Origin of the sequence: Pseudomonas sp. St290, from assembly GCF_018325805.1 — a bacterium.
Classification (GTDB): domain Bacteria; phylum Pseudomonadota; class Gammaproteobacteria; order Pseudomonadales; family Pseudomonadaceae; genus Aquipseudomonas; species Aquipseudomonas bijieensis.
The window spans coordinates 2,924,788-2,944,141 of sequence record NZ_AP014703.1; the positions used below are offsets into that span (position 1 = coordinate 2,924,788).

A 19,354-nucleotide genomic window follows, 5' to 3' on the forward strand; every position below is an offset into this window, starting at 1 on the left:
TATCGCGAGCAGGCTTGCTCCCACAGGGTTAACGTCAACCGCTGTGGGAGCGAGCCTGCTCGCGATGGGCGGTTTCAAATTCAGTCGATAACTCGATGCGAGTAGGCAATCCCTCCATATCCCCACGGCTCTGCACCGCGCGGCTGCCAATCCAGTTGGCGCGCTGCACGGCTTGGGTGATGGCGCGGCCTTCGAGCAGCGCACTGATCAGGCCGACCGCGAAGCCATCGCCAGCGCCCACGGTGTCCACCACCTGGGCCACCGGCACGCCGGCGATAACGCCCTGGTCTAGCTGCGTGCGGAAATAGGCACCATCCGCGCCGAGCTTGATCACGACGATTTCGGCCCCTTGGCCAAGATAGAACGCGGCAATGTCGGCCGGGTCGTCGAAACCGGTCAGCAAGCGACCTTCGCCGAGCCCCGGCAAGACCCAGTGGGCGAGGGCGGCGAGGCGATTGATTTCACGAATCATCATCGACTCGCTGGCCCACAGGCTCGGCCGCAGGTTGGGGTCGAAGGACAGGCTGCGGCCGGCTTCGCGCATCCGCATCATTAATTCAAAGGACATCTCACGGGCCGTGACCGACAACGCCGGAACGATGCCGGTGGCGTGCAAGTGGCGGGCTTCAAGCAGTGCGGGCGCGATGGCGTCGATCGATAGATGACTGGCCGCCGAGCCGCGACGGAAATACTCGACTTGCGGGTCGCTGCCATCGTCGCTACGGGATTTGAACTGGAACCCGGTGGGGTGGGCTGGATCGACCGTCACGTGGCGACAATCCAGGCCTTCGTTTTCCAGCGTCTGCACCACGAAGCGTCCCAGGGAGTCAGCACCGACCCGGCTCAGCCACGCCACTTTGAAGCCCAGTCGCGACAGACCGATGGCCACGTTGCTGTCGGCCCCGGCGATGCGCTTGTGGAACTGCTCGACACTGGCCAGGTCACCGCACTGGTCGGCCACCAGCATCGCCATGGTTTCGCCGAACGACAACACATCGAACTCAGGCATGGGCAGGCTCCCGGCGCGATTGCCCGAGGTGGGCAAGGGTGGCGACATGGCCAGCGGTCAATTGCAGCAAGTCATCGCCTTGCAGCGGGTATTCGGCGGCGCGCATTACACCGGCGGGCATGTGTTTGAGCAGTTGTTCCCACAGGTGCAGGTCGGTCATGGCTGGAGGCACCGCGACCAGTTTGCCGTCGGCGCGCCTGGCCACGGCCTTGCAATGCACATAAGCGACATACCGCCCGAGCTGTCGGGCGGCCACGGCAGCCGATTGGTCCTGCCATTGCCAGTTGCCGATGTCGAAGGTCATGCCGATGGGCAATGTCTGCTGCTCTACGGCGGTGAAGAAACGTTGCAACGGTTCGATCCGCCCACCTTGCAAGGTCTGGTCGTTTTCCACCAGCAACTGCACCGGGCTCGTGGCAAGTACGTGGGCCAGTGCCGACAGGTCATTGGAGTCGGTGAAGTGCCCGAGAGAGACTTTCAGCCACGCCGAGCCGAATGCTTCGCAGCGTTGCAGGGCAACGGCCAGGGCGGGGTTGGGCCTGGACTGGCCGGCGAGCCACAGCTCCAGCGGCGACGAGAAAATACTCTGCAGTCCCTGGGCACGGGCGCGAGCGGCCAGCTCGGCGGGTTGTTCGGTGGTGAGCAATTCTTCGCGCCATTCAATGCGCGAGGCCCCGGCGGCGGCCAGCAGGTCGATGAAGCTGCCTTGGCCGTGTTGCCGTACCATGTCGGCGCCGTAGCTGGAAAGGCTGATGGAGACGGGTGGAGTGTGCATTGTTTTTATACCTCTGAAACCGGTTTCAGTTTTGTCCAAAAAAAAGGTTGTGCCTGAGGGCCCTATCGCGAGCAGGCTCGCTCCCATAGGGGACTTCCAGTGGCGCAGATCCAGTGTGGGAGCGAGCCTGCTCGCGATAGGGGCTCATCACCGACCATTTCCCCGCGTCGACCCCCGCTCGATCAGCCGCGCCGCAAAATCCAGGGTTCGCACCGGCCCGTTATCGCCGCGCAAACGCTTGAGCAAACACTCGAACGCGCTGGCGCCGATCTCGGCCGTCGGTTGGGCCAGGGCGGTGATGCCGCTGCCCACCAGTGGGTACCAATCCAGGTCATCGAGGGCGATCAGGCCCACGTCGTCGAACAAGTGGCAACCCAGGTCGCGCAATATCGTCGTGGCGGTCAGCGCGGCAATGCCATTGGCACAGAACAGTGCCTTGGGGCCTTGGCTCGGCTGGTCCAGGAAGGCCTTGATGCGTGCGGTCAATTGGTTGCAGGTTTCCACCACGGCGCCGGTCAGGGCAGGGCGTCGCTCGATACCGGCCTTGAAACTCTCGACCCGCTCGATTCGCGAACTGGTGCCATCGAACGGCTCGGTCACCAGCAAAAGATCACGGTAGCCCCGTTGTTCGAGGTGATCGAGGGCCATCTCGATGGCGGCCGGGTTGTCGAGGCCGACCAGATCGCTGTCGAGCCGATCGACCTTGCGATCCACCAGCACCAGAGGCATTTCGCTGCGCAGTTCAAACAGTTCGTCGCGGTGATGCCCCAGGGTGTTCACGATCAGCCCTTCGATGTTGTAGGCGCGCAGCAACGCCAGGTGCTGGCGTTCCTGCTCGTCATCGCGGTCGGTGTTGCACACCACCAGGCTGTAGCCATGGCGCCGGCAGGCGGTTTCCACGCCATGCATCACGGCAATCGAATAAGGGTTGCGGATATCGGCCACCAACATGCCGATCAGGCGTGTGCGCCCACGCTTGAGGCCGCGGGCCATCTGGTTGGGGCGGTAGCCCAGCTCGCTGATGGCCTGCTCGATACGCCGGGCAATAGCCTCGGAGAGCAGGGCGCGGTCCTCGCCGATGAAACGCGAGACACTGGCCTTGGAAACCCCGGCACGTTCGGCGACGTCAAGCATGGTTACGCGGCTGCGCTGGGCGGCGGAGAAGGAATTCACGGATTGAAACCTGCTTATTGGATTTATTAGCGGTTCTGAAACCGGTTTCAGGAAACATCAGAATGCGGTCGGTCGTCAAGGGCGACGTGTCAGAGGCACGACCGGCGGTGGTTCGCTTCAGTCGAACAGGGGCGACGATCCATCAGGGCTGGGCCATCCAGGCGATTTGCAGCGGGCCAGGCTGTGTGGTTAGCTGCCTGCCTTCCTCAGCGCCTTGACTGCCGAAATCACTATGAACTTTACCCAGCCTCGTTTGCGATTGCTGTCGATACTGAGTGTGACCTTGTTGGTGGTGGGCTGTGCGTCCTACTACCTGTTTCGCCACAGCGGGGCGCCGGCAGATGAAGGTTTCGCCGCCGAGCAACTGAACGAAGGGGGTATGGAAGACATCGGCACGCTGGCACCGCCCGAGGTGGAAAAACGCCTCAATTACTTGATTCAGGACACCGGTGAAACCCTCAGGTCCCTGGAACTGATCAGTGACGCCCAACTGAGTCTGACCCTGTCGACGACTGAGCCTGCTGACGAGCAGCCATTGCAATACGAGCCGCTGTTTGTCCCATTCACCAGTGCGCAACTGAAAGCTGAACTGGCGACGATCCAGGGCCTGCGTTTTGCCCAGAGGTTATTCGCCGACGGTTCCGAAGTGAGGCTCGACACCAGCAGCCTTGATCCGCTCTGGAAGCGCGCCGCTACGCCGGATGAGCCGGCGGCCGAGCAGTACCTGCCGCAGCGCCTGCGGTTTCGCGATGGCAGCGAAAAAACCTTCGCCGATCTCAAGGCGCCGTCCAAGGTCGAGTCCGACGACGTGATCTCGTCCCATGACACTTTCCCGCTCTCGGTCAACAAACCCTTGGCGAGTCTCGGCCTGACGGTCGCTTACCGCAGCTATCCGGCGTTCAGGAAAGTGGTCTTGGACAAGGATCACCCGAAAGTGACCCTGGACGACGGTCAGTCCTTCCAGCTCACTGCCCTGGGTGATGACAGCGCGTCCGTGCGGTTGAGTACACCGAAATTGTCGACCTTCGTGGTTCAGGGGCTGGATGATGCGGGCAGGGCGCTCTACAGCCACGGTAACAACTCCCGGGCGTTTCCCTCCGATGGCGATATCGCGGCGTTGCAGGGTTATTACAACGCGCTGCTCCAGACCAAGGACGATCTCGAGCAGCTCAAGACCGGCCAGGCGGTACAGCAGCAACTGGAGCGCCTGACCGACGCGCTGGCCGCTCAGGTGGGGCCGTTGAAAAACACCGAGGTCGACTATCAATTCGAGGCCACCCCGCAACGTATCGTCATCCATGTGCTCGATCCGATGGAAGACAACTCCGTGGAGTTCACCCTGGTCGACAACGTCCTTGCAGCACAAACGCGTTACATCGCCCTGGACCGGAACGCCGAGCGCTACGGCTTCATCGACCAGGCCGGCCAGTGGTTGATCAAGCCCCGTTGGGTGCAGGTGCAAGATAGCCAGATGGCCGATACCTACACGCTGTTTTCCCCGGAGAAGTCCAGCGACCCGAATTCGGAGTGGCAGGCGTTGCGCAGCCAGCTCGCCTATTTTCCTGCCGGCAGCAACAAGCTCGTGGACCTGCCGTTCGAATACATCACCGAGGCGTTGAGCAATGGCCTGCTGTTGGTGGAGCGGGAAACCAACGGACCTTATGGGCTCTACGATGCCAGGGGGCATCGTTTCGTATTGCCGATGAAATTCGTCAACCCCACCGTGACTGGCAACGTATTCATCGCCCGTCTCGGCAAACGAACCGATGTCATGGAAGGCCTCTACGGCGCCTATACCCTGGACGGCAAGGAAATCCTGCCGGCGCAGTTCTCAGGCATCGAGCACAGCGAGGGTTTGCTCTACGCCAGCTCCGCCGACCGGAGTCGTCAGGACGTTTTCGACCTGCAAGGTAAACGGATCAACCTGCTGGGTGACAATGTGATAGGCCGGTTTGTCGGGCAACAACCGCTGTTGGTGCAGGACGCTAAAAGCAGGAAATTCGCTTTTATCGACCGCCAGGGTGAGCGGCTACCCATCAAGTTGCCGTATGACGAGGTGACGCCGTTTTCCAATGGCATGGCGGTGGTGGGACGCGAGGGTAGCTACGGAGCCATCGACCTGGCGGGCAGATTGCAGGTCCCGCTGGATTACGACCAGATCAGCGCGTTCCAGACCCGTTACGCCGCGGCCATCCCGGCCGGTGGTGGTTCCGGGCTGGTCTTGATCAGCCAGGACAACAAGGTGACCAAGGAACTGGGATCCTACACCAGCATGAAGGTGCCGGATAACGGCAATGAGGCCCGTTACTACGTGGGGGATCCGAGTAACAGTGACGAGTATCTGGTCTATGACGCCGATGGCAATCTCGTGCAGAAAGACGAATAAGAGCTGGCGCACTGATCCTGTGGCTAGGGGATAAATCCCCTCGCCACAGGGAGCGGTCGCCTTGGGAGTCAGAGCTGGCTTACATAGGTCCCCGTTCCCTTGAGGATGTTCTGCAACGTCAGTTCCACCTCCGCCAAATCCGCCACATCGGTGTTGTGAGTGATCTCCAGCACGTCATCCCCATTCAGCGCATCGGCGTCCGCCGCGGCGATTTCGATCTTCAGCAGGGTCGGGCTCAGCGTCACCTTCACGCCGTCAAGTGTCGAAGGCTCGCCGTCAAGGGCGATTTCCAGTTCGTCTTCATCGGGGTAGCGCGTCATCAGGAACATTTCGCCCTGGGCGCTATGGCAGCAGAGCATGGCCATGTTGTCCTCTTCGTCGTCGCATGGGTTGGCGATCAGAAGGGTGGTGGTCATTTGCATGGTGATGGCTCCTGGCTCTATGAGCCCTGCGGGTACGAAAAAGGGGATTTTGCCAGCCTGGAAGAATTTCTGCTGGGTTACCTGGATCCCGGACGATTTCACGCTGCCAGGTGCCGTTTGTCCCTCGGGCTGCTAGGGTTGTTCGAGGCGTACCGCTAGCCGATGACCGAATATGTCGCAGCGCTGCAAGCAGGCAGGTTGTCGCACTCGTTAAGCTGCGCAACGGATGTGCACCTGCAAAGGCCACCCCAGGGTGTGTTTTGCAGGTGTCCATGACATGAAATTACATGGAAAAGGATGTGACCTGCAGGTCCCGTCCAGCTTCACCCACCTGTCATCCTGTTTCCTCTGCCCGAGAATCAGGAACGGGATGGCCGACAGCCCCGCAGGGGTGGGGTTGCACGCGACGCTTCAATCAATAACAAGCCCAAGCGGAGTACCACAGATGGCGTTCTTCACCGCAGCCAGCAAAGCCGACTTCCAGCACCAACTGCAAGCGGCACTGGCGCAGCACATCAGTGAACAGGCACTGCCACAAGTGGCGCTGTTCGCTGAACAATTCTTCGGCATCATTTCCCTCGATGAACTTACCCAGCGCCGGTTGTCCGACCTTGCCGGCTGCACCCTGTCTGCCTGGCGCCTGCTTGAGCGCTTCGATCACACGCAACCGCAGGTGCGCGTCTACAACCCCGATTACGAACGCCATGGCTGGCAGTCGACCCACACGGCCGTGGAAGTGCTGCACCACGACTTGCCGTTCCTGGTGGACTCGGTCCGCACCGAGCTGAACCGCCGCGGCTACAGCATCCATACCCTGCAAACCACCGTGCTGAGCGTGCGTCGCGGCAGCAAGGGCGAGTTGCTGGAAATCCTGCCAAAAGGCACCCAGGGCGACGGCATCCTGCAAGAGTCGTTGATGTACCTGGAGATCGACCGTTGCGCCAACGCCGCCGAACTCAACGTCCTGAGCAAGGAACTTGAGCAAGTGCTGGGTGAAGTGCGCGTGGCCGTGGCTGACTTCGAACCGATGAAAGCCAAGGTCCAGGAAATCCTCGACAGCCTGGACAGCAGCGCCTACGCCATCGACGCTGAGGAAAAGAGCGAGATCAAGAGCTTCCTGGAATGGCTGGTGGGTAACCACTTCACCTTCCTGGGCTATGAAGAGTTCGTGGTTCGCGACGAGGCCGACGGCGGCCACATCGAGTACGACCCCGATTCGTTCCTGGGCCTGACCAAATTGCTGCGCGCCGGCCTGACCGCCGAAGACCTGCGCATCGAAGACTACGCCGTAGCCTACCTGCGCGAGCCGACGCTGCTGTCGTTCGCCAAGGCCGCGCACCCGAGCCGCGTGCACCGTCCGGCCTACCCGGACTACGTGTCGATCCGTGAAATCGACGCCGACGGCAAGGTCATCAAGGAATGCCGCTTCATGGGCCTGTACACCTCTTCGGTGTATGGCGAGAGCGTGCGGGTTATCCCGTACATCCGCCGCAAGGTCGCGGAAATCGAACGTCGCTCGGGCTTCCAGGCCAAGGCGCACCTGGGCAAGGAACTGGCCCAGGTGGTCGAAGTGCTGCCCCGTGACGACCTGTTCCAGACCCCGGTGGACGAGCTGTTCAGCACTGTCATGTCCATCGTGCAGATCCAGGAACGCAACAAGATCCGCGTGTTCCTGCGCAAAGACCCGTATGGCCGTTTCTGCTACTGCCTGGCCTACGTGCCACGTGACATCTATTCCACCGAAGTGCGCCAGAAGATCCAGCAAGTGCTGATGGATCGCCTGAAGGCCTCGGACTGCGAGTTCTGGACCTTCTTCTCCGAGTCCGTGCTGGCCCGCGTGCAGTTGATCCTGCGGGTGGACCCGAAGAACCGCATCGACATCGACCCGTTACTGCTGGAAAAAGAAGTCGTGCAGGCTTGCCGCAGTTGGAAGGACGACTACGCCAGCCTCGTCGTCGAGAGCTTCGGCGAAGCCCAGGGCACCAACGTGCTGTCGGATTTCCCGAAAGGCTTCCCGGCCGGCTACCGTGAGCGTTTTGCCGCGCACTCGGCCGTGGTCGACATGCAGCACCTGCTGAGCCTGAGCGAAAAAAATCCGCTGGTGATGAGCTTCTACCAGCCGCTGGGCCAGGTATCCGGCCAGCGCGAGCTGCACTGCAAGCTGTATCACGCCGACACGCCACTGGCGTTGTCCGACGTGCTGCCGATCCTGGAAAACCTCGGCCTGCGCGTGCTGGGCGAGTTCCCGTACCGCCTGCGCCACACCAATGGTCGCGAGTTCTGGATTCATGATTTCGCGTTCACCGCCGCCGAAGGTCTGGACCTGGACATCCAGCAACTCAACGACACCTTGCAGGACGCCTTCGTCCACATCGTGCGTGGCGATGCCGAGAACGATGCGTTCAACCGCCTGGTGCTGACCGCCGGCCTGCCATGGCGCGACGTGGCGTTGCTGCGTGCCTACGCCCGTTACCTGAAGCAGATCCGCCTGGGCTTCGACCTGGGTTACATCGCCAGTACCCTGAACAACCACACCGACATCGCTCGCGAATTGACCCGGTTGTTCAAGACCCGCTTCTACCTGGCGCGCAAACTCAGCGGCGACGACCTGGAAGACAAGCAACTGCGCCTGGAACAAGCGATCCTCTCGGCCCTGGACGACGTCCAGGTGCTCAACGAAGACCGCATCCTGCGTCGCTACCTGGACCTGATCAAGGCCACCCTGCGGACCAACTTCTACCAGACCGATGCCAACGGCCAGAACAAGTCCTACTTCAGCTTCAAGTTCAACCCGCACCTGATCCCGGAACTGCCGAAACCGGTGCCCAAGTTCGAGATCTTCGTCTACTCGCCACGGGTCGAAGGCGTGCACCTGCGCTTTGGCAACGTTGCCCGCGGTGGCCTGCGCTGGTCCGACCGTGAAGAGGACTACCGCACCGAAGTGCTGGGCCTGGTAAAAGCCCAGCAAGTGAAGAACTCGGTGATCGTGCCGGTGGGCGCCAAGGGTGGTTTCCTGCCACGTCGCCTGCCGCTGGGCGGCAGCCGGGACGAGATCGCGGCCGAGGGCATCGCCTGCTACCGCATCTTCATCTCGGGCCTGTTGGACATCACCGACAACCTCAAGGACGGCGCACTGGTACCACCGGCCAACGTCGTGCGGCATGACGACGATGACCCGTACCTGGTGGTGGCGGCGGACAAGGGCACTGCGACCTTCTCCGACATCGCCAACGGCATCGCCATCGACTACGGCTTCTGGCTGGGCGATGCGTTCGCCTCCGGCGGTTCGGCCGGCTACGACCACAAGAAAATGGGCATCACCGCCAAGGGCGCGTGGGTGGGCGTGCAACGTCACTTCCGCGAGCGTGGCATCAATGTCCAGGAAGACAGCATCACCGTGGTGGGCGTTGGCGACATGGCCGGCGACGTGTTCGGCAACGGCTTGTTGATGTCCGACAAGCTGCAACTGGTCGCGGCCTTCAACCACCTGCACATCTTCATCGACCCGAACCCGGAGCCGGCCAGCAGCTTCGCCGAGCGTAAGCGTCTGTTCGACCTGCCGCGTTCGGCCTGGACGGACTACGACACCAGCATCATGTCCGAAGGCGGCGGTATCTTTTCGCGCAGCGCGAAAAGCATCGCCATCTCGCCACAGATGAAGGAACGCTTCGACATCCAGGCTGACAAGCTGACCCCGACCGAGCTGCTCAACGCCTTGCTCAAGGCGCCGGTGGACCTGTTGTGGAACGGCGGTATCGGTACCTACGTCAAGGCCAGCACTGAAAGCCACGCCGATGTCGGCGACAAGGCCAACGATGCACTGCGGGTGAACGGCAACGAACTGCGCTGCAAGGTCGTGGGCGAGGGCGGCAACCTGGGCATGACCCAACTGGGTCGCGTCGAATTCGGCCTCAATGGCGGCGGTTCCAACACCGACTTCATCGACAACGCGGGCGGCGTGGACTGCTCCGACCACGAAGTGAACATCAAGATCCTGCTCAACGAAGTGGTGCAGGCCGGCGACATGACCGACAAGCAACGCAACCAGTTGCTGGCGAGCATGACCGACGAAGTCGGTGGCCTGGTGTTGGGCAATAACTACAAGCAGACCCAGGCCCTGTCCCTGGCGGCGCGCCGTGCCTTCGTGCGGATCGCCGAATACAAGCGCCTGATGAACGACCTGGAAGCCCGCGGCAAGCTGGACCGTGCCATCGAGTTCCTGCCGACCGAAGAACAGCTGGCCGAACGTGTCGCGGCGGGCCATGGCCTGACCCGTGCCGAACTGTCGGTGCTGATCTCCTACAGCAAGATCGACCTCAAGGAAGCGCTGCTCAACTCCCTGGTACCGGACGACGATTACCTGACCCGTGACATGGAGACCGCGTTCCCGCCGACGCTGGTGAGCAAGTTCTCCGAAGCCATGCGTCGCCACCGCCTGAAGCGCGAGATCGTCAGTACCCAGATCGCCAACGACCTGGTCAACCACATGGGCATCACCTTCGTTCAGCGGCTCAAGGAGTCTACGGGCATGAGCCCGGCGAACGTGGCGGGTGCTTATGTGATCGTGCGCGATATCTTCCATCTCCCGCACTGGTTCCGCCAGATCGAAGCCCTGGACCACCAGGTTTCCGCTGATGTGCAACTGGAGCTGATGGACGAGCTGATGCGCCTGGGGCGTCGCGCCACGCGCTGGTTCCTGCGCAGCCGCCGCAACGAGCAGAACGCTGCCCGTGACGTCGCGCACTTCGGTCCGCACCTGGCGGCGTTGGGCCTCAAGCTCGACGAATTGCTGGAAGGCCCGACCCGCGAAGGCTGGCAGACCCGCTACCAGGCCTACGTCGCCGCCGGCGTGCCAGAGTTGCTGGCGCGCATGGTTGCCGGCACCACGCACCTGTACACCTTGCTGCCGATCATCGAGGCGTCCGACGTGACCGGGCAGAACGCCGCCGATGTGGCCAAGGCCTACTTCGCCGTGGGCAGCGCCCTGGACATTACCTGGTACCTGCAACAGATCAGCGCCTTGCCGGTGGAAAACAACTGGCAGGCACTGGCCCGCGAAGCGTTCCGCGATGACGTCGACTGGCAGCAACGGGCGATCACCATCTCGGTCCTGCAAGAGGGGGATGGCGCCCAGGACGTGGAAACCCGCCTGGCGCTGTGGCTCGAGCAGCATCACGACATGGTCGAGCGCTGGCGTGCCATGCTGGTGGACATCCGTGCCGCCAGCGCCACTGACTACGCCATGTACGCGGTCGCCAACCGCGAACTGCTGGACGTTGCGATGAGTGGTCAGGCGGTCTTGACGGCCAACTGATCCGGCGTTGAATGAAAAAGCCCCGCATTGAGAGATGCGGGGTTTTTTTATTGGTGCGGTTGCTCCTTAGGTAAAAATACTCTGTGGGAGCAAAGCTTGCTCGCGATAGCGTTGGATCAACAGTATTGATGTAACTGACCGACTGCTATCGCGAGCAAGCTTTGCTCCCACAGAGGCGCAGCGGTGTGGCTGGTTAGTTTTTCAGCGGAATCAACACCGCCTCATCCTCACCCATCACCATGAATACCAGCAATTTCGCCGGCTCGGTCGCGCTGGCATTCTTCGAAACCAGGTGCTCGGACCCCGCCGCTTCGTACCAGAACTCCCCGGCCTTGTAGGTCGTCGCCGACTCGCCCTTGACCTGGGAGGTGATAGCGCCTTCGAGCACATAGGCCATGGCCGTGCCTTCATGTTTGTGGGCGATGGACGCCTGGCCGGGGGCATAGTTGACGGTCAGCATCATGGCTTTTTTACCGGGAACGTTTTTCAGCATCTGCTCCTGCAACACCTGGACCTTCTCCGAAGGCGCCGCTTCGTGGGCGTAGGTCTGGGTCATGGGCAGCAGGCTGAGGATGGCGATCAGACAAAGTGTTTTCATGAAGGTACGACCTGTGTGGTTTCGAGTGATTTCGCGCTGTCGCGACGATGGATTCACCCTAAGCCCAGAGGTGGGGCGAGCAAACGTCCAATCTTTCGGAAGGTGGGTAGACCAATTGGCTGGGCTACAAATGGATGTGAGCAGGCGAGCTTTTTGTGGCGAGGGGATTTATCCCCGTTCGAGTGCGCAGCACTCGCCAGATCCGTCGCCGATAGGAAGATTTTGGGGCTGCTGCGCAGCCCAGCGGGGATAAATCCCCTCGCCACAACTTGGCTAGGCAGGAATGAAGTTGTGAGTCTCAGACAACCGGAAAACTATTGAAATCCACGCTTCGGGCCAGGCGATTGTCGATCAGGCTGATGAAGCCTTGCACTTCCGGGCAGTTGAAATGGGCCTGCATGGCCGCTTCCGATTGCCAGCGGGCGCTGACGTTCCAGCGGTCGCCATCGTCCGGGCAACGGTCGACCATGTACGCATCGCACCCCGGCTGTGCACGCAGGGTTTCGACGATTTGCTGCAACTGCCGGCCCAGTTCTTCCGAGCGACCGGCGGCGGCTTGCACCTGTACGGTATTGATCACTTGGCGAGACATTGTTCAGGCTCCTGAATCAAGTCGGAGGGGTTTGCTCAACATCAATCACACCCGTGCAGGATAGGCCCGGTGGCGCACGGCTCAAACAGCCAATGGGCGGATAAATGCCCAGTCCAATCCTCAGGCCACCTGCTGCAGAATGTCGCGCAAGCGGTCCAGGGCGATATCGATGTCCAGGGTTTCGATAGCGCCGAAGCCGAAGAACAGGCCCGGTCGCACGGGCGCTTCATTGAAAAAACCAGCGAGGCTGTAGAGCCCGACTTCGGCTTTTTTCGCCAGCTCGATCACCAGCGCCAGGTCCACCGGGACCTTGCACAACACCGCCATGTGAAAGCCCGCCGTGGTGGGCACGGCGTCGAACCAGGGCGACAAGTCCCCGGCCATGCGTGCCAGGATTCGCTCGCGGCGGCCAGCGTACAGGGTGTGGCAGCGGCGAATGTGCTTGAGCAGGCACCCCTCGGCGATGAACTTCGCCAGTGCCCACTGGGGCAGGGTGGAGGTGTGCTGGTCGGTGAGGCGCTTGGCCAGGATCACCGCTTCAAGGATCGCTGGCGGCAGGATCGCATAGCCGAGCCGCAGTTCCGGCAACAAGGTCTTGGAGAAAGTGCCGACGTACGCGACGATCCCGCGTTCATCCATGCTCTGCAACGAATCGGCGGGTCGGCCTTCGTAGCGAAACTCGCTGTCGTAGTCGTCTTCGATGATGATCGCCCCCAGCTCATAGGCCCGCGCCAGCAAAGCCTCGCGGCGGGCCTGGCTCATGGGCATGCCCAAGGGAAACTGGTGCGAGGGTGTTACATAAATCAGCCGCGTGCCATCGGGGATCAGGTCCACGCGCAGGCCTTGCTCGTCCACCGGCACCCCGACCACCGTGGCGCCCTGGGAGCCGAACAGCAACCGTGCCGGCGGATAGCCCGGATCTTCCATGGCTACCAGGCTGCCGGGACGGGTCAACACCCGCGAGATCAGGTCCAGGGCCTGTTGCGCGCCATTGCACACCACCACGTCGTCGTCCTGGCAATTGACCCCGCGAGAAAATGCGATGTGCCGGGCAATGGCATTGCGCAGCGACGGCAGGCCTTCGGGCTGGCTATAGAAGCCTTTGGCACTGGCAATCTGGCGCAGCGCGTGGGCGGTGCAGCGCCGCCAGTCGTCCAGCGGAAACTGACCCTTGCCGGTGGCGCCACCGATGAAATCGTAGCGCAATGCACCTTCGAGGGTGGGATGGCGCATCAGGTCCGGCATGGTGCGCCAGGCTTCGACAACGTCGGCACCGGCCAGCTCGCGGTGGCTCTGTTTGCGCACGATCCTGGCCGGTCGCGCATTGACGTAAGTGCCTTTGCCGATGATGCCGGTGAGGAAGTTTTCGTAGGTCAGTTGGGCGTAGGTGTCGGAGACGGTCTTGCGCGAGACACCCAGTTGCTCGGCGAGCAAGCGGCTGGGTGGCAGTTGTGTGCCGGCCGCCAGGCGACCGCTCTCGATGGCGCTGCGCAATTGTTGATACAACTGGCCCGAGAGGTCCTTGCGGCCGTTGATGACAACATGAAGTTCCATACCCGCAAGCTCCTGGGCGATTGTTGGCGGCCAGCGTCAAAGGCGCAAGGTTACCCGCATTGTGCGACTGCGTAGAAGTTGCGTGGAGAAAATCCCGCCCATTGGACTTGTCCCCGGGTTTTTCGGCGAATTGGACCTGTCATTGATCGTTCCCGGGGCCTACCGTGAAGGTCTCGAATGCCACGGAGCCCGCCATGAGCCCGCGTCTGGATTACTACACTGCGTCCCCTGGGGCGATGAGAGCCATGATCGGCCTGGAAGCCCTGACCAGTCGCCTGAGTATCGAACCGGGGCTGTTGCACCTGATCAAGATCCGCGCTTCGCAACTCAATGGCTGCGCCTTCTGCACCGACATGCACTCGGTGGAGGCGCGCCGCCAGGGCGAGACCGAGCGGCGGCTCTACGCGGTGGCGGTATGGCGTGACAGTGGCTTTTTCACGGCCCGCGAACGCGCTGCCCTGGCCTGGACCGAGGCGGTGACGCTGTTGGCTGAAAGCCAGGTGCCCGATGACGTCTATGCCCAGGCCCGGGCCTGTTTCAGCGAGGAGGAACTGGTGGACCTGACCCTGGCGATCAGCACCATCAACAGCTGGAATCGACTGGCGGTGAGTTTTCGCCAGAGTCCGGGTGGTTGATCCGCGAGAGCCAACTGTGGGAGCAAGGCTTGCCCGCGATGAACGATGATGAGGTGAATCTGGCGGACCGTGTCGCCTGGATCGCGAGCAAGCTTTGCTCCCACAGAGCAGGTCTGTCGTTTGCCTCTATTTATTTCCATTGGGCAACGGCGAGTTGTTAGCCGGAACCGGCGGCCGCTGGGGTTTGACCGAGGTACCAAAGGTATTGCCCATGCGCACCCCCGTGGCCGCCGGGGTGGCCAGGCCGATGCTGTTCGGCGCGCGTTCATTGACCGGCACGTTCATGGCCTCCTGGGCCTGTTGCGCCGCCTTCGCGGCCTGGGGGTCGTTGCCCATCTGTCGGCTCAGGCAGTTGTAGTCGGGGGTCTTGTAGCCACCGACGGTCACTTCGATACACGCCGGGGCCTCTTCACCCTGGGCCCAGGGCAGGGCCATGAGCAGGCCGAGGCCTGCCGTCATCGTCATCCACTGTTTCATCATCGACCTCCTGGCCCGCCGCAGCGGACGGTTCGTTGTCTGGGCATCAGTCTAGTGTGGCCTTGAGGATTTGTATCAGTTGTCATACGACATTCATAAACACCCCTCAGGATGACGGTTTTCAACGGATACGTCAGTCGTGCAGCAGGGCAGAGCCGGGGGCGGACGCGGGCGTGGATTGACCAGGGCGCCCTTGCGTTGGCTGATGGTGTTGTTGTGTCTGTTGGCCGCGCCGATCCAGGCAGTCGGCCTGGTGGACCTGGACATCGCGCCCCAGGAACTGACCACGGCGCTGGAGCAGTTCAGCCGTGCGACGGGCATGGCGGTGCTGGTGGACCACCAGTTGTCGAGCCAGCGTCATACGCTGGGCGTCCAGGGGCAGTTCACACCCTCGGAAGGGTTGCGGGTATTGCTCAGCGGCACTGGGCTGGCGGCGCACTATGCCCGGGCGGATGCGTTCACGTTGCAGCCGGTGCGGGTCCGTGAGGTGCCGCTGCCTCCCGGTGTTACTCCGGGCTTGAGTGACAGCAACTACGCGGCAGCCATCCAGGCGGTCATCCAGCGCAACTTGTGTCGTTCACCGTTGACCCGCCCGGGCAGTTTTCGGGCGGTGCTGCAAGTGTGGATCGGCCGGGACGGTGTGGTCCAGCACAGCCGCCTGGTCAGTTCCACGGGCGATCTGATGCGGGACAAGGCCTTGGTCAACAGTTTGCAAAACCTCAGGATCGACCGCCCGGCGCCCAGTTCGTTGCGCCAGCCGGTGACCCTGCTTTTGTTACCCGACTCATCAGGAAGAAGCATGGAATGCACAGCAGGGGAAGGGGTGTCCGGGCGATGAAAGACTCCGGTCGCAGCCCGTTGGTGAAGTTGTTTCTCACCTCTTATGAGGATTTCAAGGTGCGCCTGCGCAGGCGTCTGGGCTCCGAAGAGCTGGCCAACGATGTGCTGCATGAAACCTATCTGCGGGTCGATCGTATGGTCGATACGCAGGAGATCGCCCAGCCCAACGCCTATTTGTATCGCATGGCCCTGAACATCGCCGCCGACCGTCGACAGGCCGATGCGCGCCTGCTCACGGGCGATGAAATCGAGGAGCTGCTGCAGGTCTCTGATGAAGCGCTGGACCCGGCCCGGGTGGTGGGTGGGCAGAAGGAGTTGCAGACCCTGCTCAAGGCCTTGTACGAACTGCCGGCGCGCCGTCGCAGGATCTTTATCGCCGCACGCCTGGAAGAGGCGCCGCACCTGGAAATCTCCCAGCGCTTTGGTATCTCCACCCGCATGGTGGAGAAAGAAATCAAGGCTGCGCTGGGGCACTGCGCCCTGCGCCTGGAAAGAAAAGTCATTCAGCGGTTCGGTCCCGGCGCGGGAAAACCGTCTTGAGAGTAGAGACCCGACCCTTTCGTGAGTGTGTGTGCGCTTGAACATCTTCAACATCGCTTCCCCTGACGCCACGCCCCAGGCCCGATTGGCCAGCGAGGCCCGAGACTGGCTGATCCTGCTGACCTCGGGACGCGCTACAGTGGCCGATGCCCGGGCCTTGCGCCTGTGGTGCGGGCAAAGCCCCGAACACGCGCAGGCCTTCGAACAGGCCAAGGCGCTGTGGCACGAGCTGCAACCTGCTGCCATCGCGTTGCAGGCACCCCGGCATTTCGGGCGGCGGGCGTTGCTGGGCGGCGCAATCGCGGCGTCGGCCGGTTTCCTGTTGATCCGCGCCACGGTGCCCGGCGGTGTTTCCGGGCTGGGGGCCGATTACATCACTGAGGTGGGTGAGCAGCGCCGGGTAGAGTTGGCCGAGGGCGTCAGCCTGGAACTCAACACCCAGACCCGCCTCAGCCGTCGCCCGCTGGCCGATGGCGGACAAGGGTTGCAATTGTTCAGTGGTGAGATTGAAGTGCAGGGACGCAGTGCGCAGGTGGTCAGCGTCCAGGCCGGCACCGGTTGGATCAGCGCCGCCCGGGCACGCTTCAACATTCGCTACACCGACCAGAGTGTTTGCGCCACCTGCCTGGAGGGCGTGGTGCAGGTTGAAGTGCAAGGCCAGCGGTTTCGCCTGGAGCCGGGCATGCAACTGACTTACGACCCTGGCCGGGTGGGCGCTCCCAAGCGTGCCGATGTGTCGGCGGCCGTCGCCTGGCGCGAACAGGTGCTGGTGTTCAACGACGCGACCCTGGCCAGCGTCATCGATGAAATCAATCGCTATCGGCCCGGTATGTTGCTGCTGCTCAATCGCGAACTGGGCCAGCGCAAGGTCCAGGCGCGGTTTCGCCTCGACCAGCTGGCGGGCGTGGCGCTGTTGATCCGCGATGCCTACGGCGCCAAATGCACGGAATTGCCAGGTGGGGTGGTGGTGCTGAGCTGAGGTCGGCGGCGCCTGGGCGGACCTCATCGCGAGCAGGCTCGCTCCCACAGAGGGCCTGTGTTGTGCCGAAATATTGAGGTCATCCAATAACCCTGTGGGAGCGAGCCTGCTCGCGATGGGGCCGGCACATTCGACATCACCTCCAGCAGACCCACCGCTATCGCGAGCAGGCTCGCTCCCACAGAGGGCCTGTGTTGTGCTCAAATCTTCAGTTCACTCCATAACCCTGTGGGAGCGAGCCTGCTCGCGATGGGGCCGGCACATCCGAGATCACCTCTAACAGACCCACCGCTATCCCGAGCAAGCTCGCTCCCACAAGGGACTGTGTTGTTTGGCTTATTCCAGTGGCCCTAGTACTTGCCGATATTCCTCGACGCCTTGAGGTGTCTGGCGGGTCAGGCTGACCTCGATGCCCATCGGGTTTTCCTGGCGGTTGCCGCTGAGCTTGCGCCAACCTTTTTCCGTGTCCCAGAACCGCAGCCCGGCGTCGCTGACGTCACTGAGCACGGCCACGCCCGGGCCGGGTGCTGGCAATGGGTAGCGATCGCGAGCCTGGCCCTGGGCGCGGTAAAGCGTGTCGCCTTTGAGCCACCAGCGCACTCGCTGCAACTCGCCTTCCCGGGCCGCCGCCACGCGGATCACATCCAGGCGAAACCCCCGGCCTTCAGTGCTGCGCACGGTGAGGGCGGGCGGGGCGGTCGAGGGCTGGTCGTCGACGTCGGGTTTTACCGGTTCACTCAGTTCGATGCTGGCGCGCAAGGCGACGTCGCGTTCCAGTTGGTTCAACACCCGCAGTAAGGCTTCAGTCTGTTCGGTACTGGCCTGCAAGTGGCTGTCGGCACGGGTCACGCTGTCCAGCCCGCGCCAGGCGATCAGGCTGACCACCGCCATCAGCAGGATCGCCACCATCACTTCCAGCAAGGTGAAACCCGTCTGCCGCGTGCTCATTGGAGTTGCACCCGCCCGGCGGCACTGCGTTGCACAGTGAGACTGTTCTGGCCGTCCGACAGACGGATCTGCAAGGGTTCGCCGATCCATTCGGCATTCAACACCACCCGTTGCCTGGGCTCCACGCGAACCTCCATCGATGGGCTCTGCCAGCGCCGTGGATGCAGTTGCGGGTCGTCCTTGAAGCGATCCACCCCGGCACCTTGATCGGCGCGGCGACTGAAGCCAAAGCCCTTGGCGTCCCAGCGCCAGGTAATCGGCCGCCCGTCGGTGCGCGCTTCGGTCTGGGCCAGTTGCAACAGCTGCACCAGCCGTTCGCCATCCTGACGCAGCAACTTCAACGGATCCGGCTTGATACTCAGGCTCACAGCGGCGCTGGCGATGCCGATGATCACCAGCACCACCATCAGTTCGATCAGGGTGAAACCGCGTTGCTTGCCGAGGTTCATGGGCGCTCCTTTGCGTGAGAGTCATCCTGCACGGTGAAGATGATAGGGATGTGAAATAAAACGGAGAGAATTGGCGCGTACGCTGCAGGCTGGAATCAAAAAGGAGATTCAGGCCATGGCGTTCATCGAGCGTGTGTCCCCGGCGCAAATCGTTCAGGCGGTGGGCCTGTTGGCGGCGTTGGCCGGGGTGGCGACCTGGTCTTCGCTGCTGCTGACATCGGCCGAGTCGCGCACGCCGGATGTCGCCCCGCAACGCCTGGCCGAGCGTTCCGATAACCCGGCGCTGCAATGGTTCTCCAACCAGCCGGCACCGGTGGATATCAAGGTCAGCGGCGTGATGGCCGGCACTCGCGCACCCGTGGCTATCCTCAGCCTCAACGACGGACCGCCGCGCAGTTTCCTGGTCGGTGAGCGCGTGGCCCAAGGGGTACGGTTGGTGGCGATCGAGGCGCAGGCGGTGGTGATCGAGCGGGGTAACGAGCAGACCCGCTTGGCCCTCGCCCGATTGCCGGATTCAGTGAGCTTGCCTTCCCTGTGGGAGCAAGGCTTGCCCGCGATGAAGACGACGCAGTCTCCGAAGAAATGAGGCGCCTGTATCGCGGGCAAGCCTTGCTCCCACACAAGCCTTGCTCCCACAGATAAACCTCTCGCCACAAAGGATGT

17 protein-coding genes are annotated in these 19,354 nt (G+C 62.4%); 7 read left to right on the plus strand and 10 right to left on the minus strand.

The window, feature by feature from the left end; all coding sequences use genetic code 11:
* Window positions 1-34 precede the first annotated feature (34 nt).
* The 3 genes from PBDP_RS12925 to PBDP_RS12935 form a co-directional block, all read right to left on the minus strand.
* Window positions 35-1,009 (minus strand): sugar kinase, encoded by a 975-nt coding sequence (locus PBDP_RS12925; protein ID WP_116832201.1) that lies wholly within the window; start codon window positions 1,007-1,009, stop codon window positions 35-37.
* Window positions 1,002-1,784, minus strand: a complete 783-nt coding sequence (locus tag PBDP_RS12930; RefSeq protein ID WP_163853972.1) for a sugar phosphate isomerase/epimerase family protein — start codon at window positions 1,782-1,784, stop codon at window positions 1,002-1,004. Before PBDP_RS12930 ends, PBDP_RS12925 begins: the two co-directional genes overlap by 8 nt.
* A 147-nt stretch (window positions 1,785-1,931) precedes the next feature.
* Window positions 1,932-2,957 carry a LacI family DNA-binding transcriptional regulator gene (locus PBDP_RS12935; protein ID WP_109756078.1) on the minus strand — a complete coding sequence of 342 codons (1,026 nt, stop codon included), beginning with the start codon at window positions 2,955-2,957 and terminating at the stop codon, window positions 1,932-1,934.
* Between the two features lie 232 nt (window positions 2,958-3,189).
* Here PBDP_RS12935 and PBDP_RS12940 point away from each other — a divergent pair, with 232 nt between their 5' ends.
* Window positions 3,190-5,343, plus strand: coding sequence for a WG repeat-containing protein (locus PBDP_RS12940; protein WP_212802339.1), 2,154 nt, complete (start codon window positions 3,190-3,192; stop codon window positions 5,341-5,343).
* Between the two features lie 68 nt (window positions 5,344-5,411).
* On the opposite strand, the gene PBDP_RS12945 is transcribed toward PBDP_RS12940, so the two are convergent.
* Window positions 5,412-5,765: a hypothetical protein gene (locus PBDP_RS12945; protein ID WP_109756080.1), complete on the minus strand. Its 354-nt coding sequence runs from the start codon at window positions 5,763-5,765 to the stop codon at window positions 5,412-5,414.
* 445 nt (window positions 5,766-6,210) lie between these two features.
* Between PBDP_RS12945 and PBDP_RS12950 the strand changes: the two genes are divergently transcribed.
* A complete protein-coding gene (locus PBDP_RS12950; RefSeq protein ID WP_212802340.1) occupies window positions 6,211-11,079 on the plus strand; it encodes an NAD-glutamate dehydrogenase in 4,869 nt (1,622 codons plus the stop codon).
* Between the two features lie 193 nt (window positions 11,080-11,272).
* Here the strand turns inward: PBDP_RS12950 and PBDP_RS12955 are convergent, their stop codons facing one another.
* The 3 genes from PBDP_RS12955 to pdxR all read right to left on the minus strand — a co-directional run bounded on the left by PBDP_RS12955 (window position 11,273) and on the right by pdxR (window position 13,823).
* Entirely contained in the window at window positions 11,273-11,677 is a 405-nt protein-coding gene (locus tag PBDP_RS12955; protein WP_212802341.1) for a cupin domain-containing protein, read from the minus strand.
* Between the two features lie 298 nt (window positions 11,678-11,975).
* Entirely contained in the window at window positions 11,976-12,269 is a 294-nt protein-coding gene (locus PBDP_RS12960; RefSeq protein WP_092198295.1) for a putative quinol monooxygenase, read from the minus strand.
* A gap of 120 nt (window positions 12,270-12,389) precedes the next feature.
* Window positions 12,390-13,823, minus strand: a complete 1,434-nt coding sequence (gene pdxR, locus PBDP_RS12965; RefSeq protein WP_109756083.1) for a MocR-like pyridoxine biosynthesis transcription factor PdxR — start codon at window positions 13,821-13,823, stop codon at window positions 12,390-12,392.
* Between the two features lie 194 nt (window positions 13,824-14,017).
* On the opposite strand from pdxR, the gene PBDP_RS12970 reads away from it, so the two are divergent.
* A complete protein-coding gene (locus PBDP_RS12970) occupies window positions 14,018-14,458 on the plus strand; it encodes a carboxymuconolactone decarboxylase family protein (RefSeq protein ID WP_109756084.1) in 441 nt (146 codons plus the stop codon).
* Between the two features lie 126 nt (window positions 14,459-14,584).
* On the opposite strand, the gene PBDP_RS12975 is transcribed toward PBDP_RS12970, so the two are convergent.
* Window positions 14,585-14,938, minus strand: a complete 354-nt coding sequence (locus PBDP_RS12975) for a hypothetical protein (protein ID WP_176688021.1) — start codon at window positions 14,936-14,938, stop codon at window positions 14,585-14,587.
* Window positions 14,939-15,140: 202 nt separating this feature from the next.
* Between PBDP_RS12975 and PBDP_RS12980 the strand changes: the two genes are divergently transcribed.
* From PBDP_RS12980 to PBDP_RS12990, 3 genes are read left to right on the plus strand one after another with little or no spacing between them, the layout of a single operon-like run.
* On the plus strand, window positions 15,141-15,773 hold the full coding sequence (locus PBDP_RS12980; protein WP_176689557.1) for a secretin and TonB N-terminal domain-containing protein: 633 nt from the start codon (window positions 15,141-15,143) through the stop codon (window positions 15,771-15,773).
* On the plus strand, window positions 15,770-16,315 hold the full coding sequence (locus tag PBDP_RS12985) for a sigma-70 family RNA polymerase sigma factor (RefSeq protein ID WP_041476024.1): 546 nt from the start codon (window positions 15,770-15,772) through the stop codon (window positions 16,313-16,315). The genes PBDP_RS12980 and PBDP_RS12985 overlap by 4 nt, the downstream gene beginning before the upstream one ends.
* A gap of 37 nt (window positions 16,316-16,352) precedes the next feature.
* Window positions 16,353-17,294 carry a FecR family protein gene (locus tag PBDP_RS12990; RefSeq protein WP_212802498.1) on the plus strand — a complete coding sequence of 314 codons (942 nt, stop codon included), beginning with the start codon at window positions 16,353-16,355 and terminating at the stop codon, window positions 17,292-17,294.
* Window positions 17,295-17,630: 336 nt separating this feature from the next.
* On the opposite strand, the gene PBDP_RS12995 is transcribed toward PBDP_RS12990, so the two are convergent.
* Window positions 17,631-18,242, minus strand: a complete 612-nt coding sequence (locus PBDP_RS12995; protein WP_109756217.1) for a type II secretion system protein GspJ — start codon at window positions 18,240-18,242, stop codon at window positions 17,631-17,633.
* On the minus strand, window positions 18,239-18,691 hold the full coding sequence (gene gspH, locus PBDP_RS13000) for a type II secretion system minor pseudopilin GspH (RefSeq protein WP_212802342.1): 453 nt from the start codon (window positions 18,689-18,691) through the stop codon (window positions 18,239-18,241). Before gspH ends, PBDP_RS12995 begins: the two co-directional genes overlap by 4 nt.
* A 115-nt stretch (window positions 18,692-18,806) precedes the next feature.
* Here gspH and PBDP_RS13005 point away from each other — a divergent pair, with 115 nt between their 5' ends.
* Entirely contained in the window at window positions 18,807-19,277 is a 471-nt protein-coding gene (locus tag PBDP_RS13005; RefSeq protein ID WP_212802343.1) for a type II secretion system protein N, read from the plus strand.
* The last annotated feature ends 77 nt before the right edge of the window (window positions 19,278-19,354 follow it).

What these genes read in the sequence shown, in the direction of transcription:
- PBDP_RS12925 (WP_116832201.1), bottom strand. Translation starts at nt 1,009, where the DNA reads ATGCCTGAGTTCGATGTGTTGTCGTTCGGCGAAACCATGGCGATGCTG.
- PBDP_RS12930 (WP_163853972.1), bottom strand. Translation starts at nt 1,784, where the DNA reads ATGCACACTCCACCCGTCTCCATCAGCCTTTCCAGCTACGGCGCCGAC.
- PBDP_RS12940 (WP_212802339.1), top strand. Translation starts at nt 3,190, where the DNA reads ATGAACTTTACCCAGCCTCGTTTGCGATTGCTGTCGATACTGAGTGTG.
- PBDP_RS12945 (WP_109756080.1), bottom strand. Translation starts at nt 5,765, where the DNA reads ATGCAAATGACCACCACCCTTCTGATCGCCAACCCATGCGACGACGAA.
- PBDP_RS12950 (WP_212802340.1), top strand. Translation starts at nt 6,211, where the DNA reads ATGGCGTTCTTCACCGCAGCCAGCAAAGCCGACTTCCAGCACCAACTG.
- PBDP_RS12955 (WP_212802341.1), bottom strand. Translation starts at nt 11,677, where the DNA reads ATGAAAACACTTTGTCTGATCGCCATCCTCAGCCTGCTGCCCATGACC.
- PBDP_RS12960 (WP_092198295.1), bottom strand. Translation starts at nt 12,269, where the DNA reads ATGTCTCGCCAAGTGATCAATACCGTACAGGTGCAAGCCGCCGCCGGT.
- pdxR (WP_109756083.1), bottom strand. Translation starts at nt 13,823, where the DNA reads ATGGAACTTCATGTTGTCATCAACGGCCGCAAGGACCTCTCGGGCCAG.
- PBDP_RS12970 (WP_109756084.1), top strand. Translation starts at nt 14,018, where the DNA reads ATGAGCCCGCGTCTGGATTACTACACTGCGTCCCCTGGGGCGATGAGA.
- PBDP_RS12975 (WP_176688021.1), bottom strand. Translation starts at nt 14,938, where the DNA reads ATGATGAAACAGTGGATGACGATGACGGCAGGCCTCGGCCTGCTCATG.
- PBDP_RS12980 (WP_176689557.1), top strand. Translation starts at nt 15,141, where the DNA reads ATGGTGTTGTTGTGTCTGTTGGCCGCGCCGATCCAGGCAGTCGGCCTG.
- PBDP_RS12985 (WP_041476024.1), top strand. Translation starts at nt 15,770, where the DNA reads ATGAAAGACTCCGGTCGCAGCCCGTTGGTGAAGTTGTTTCTCACCTCT.
- PBDP_RS12995 (WP_109756217.1), bottom strand. Translation starts at nt 18,242, where the DNA reads ATGAGCACGCGGCAGACGGGTTTCACCTTGCTGGAAGTGATGGTGGCG.
- gspH (WP_212802342.1), bottom strand. Translation starts at nt 18,691, where the DNA reads ATGAACCTCGGCAAGCAACGCGGTTTCACCCTGATCGAACTGATGGTG.
- PBDP_RS13005 (WP_212802343.1), top strand. Translation starts at nt 18,807, where the DNA reads ATGGCGTTCATCGAGCGTGTGTCCCCGGCGCAAATCGTTCAGGCGGTG.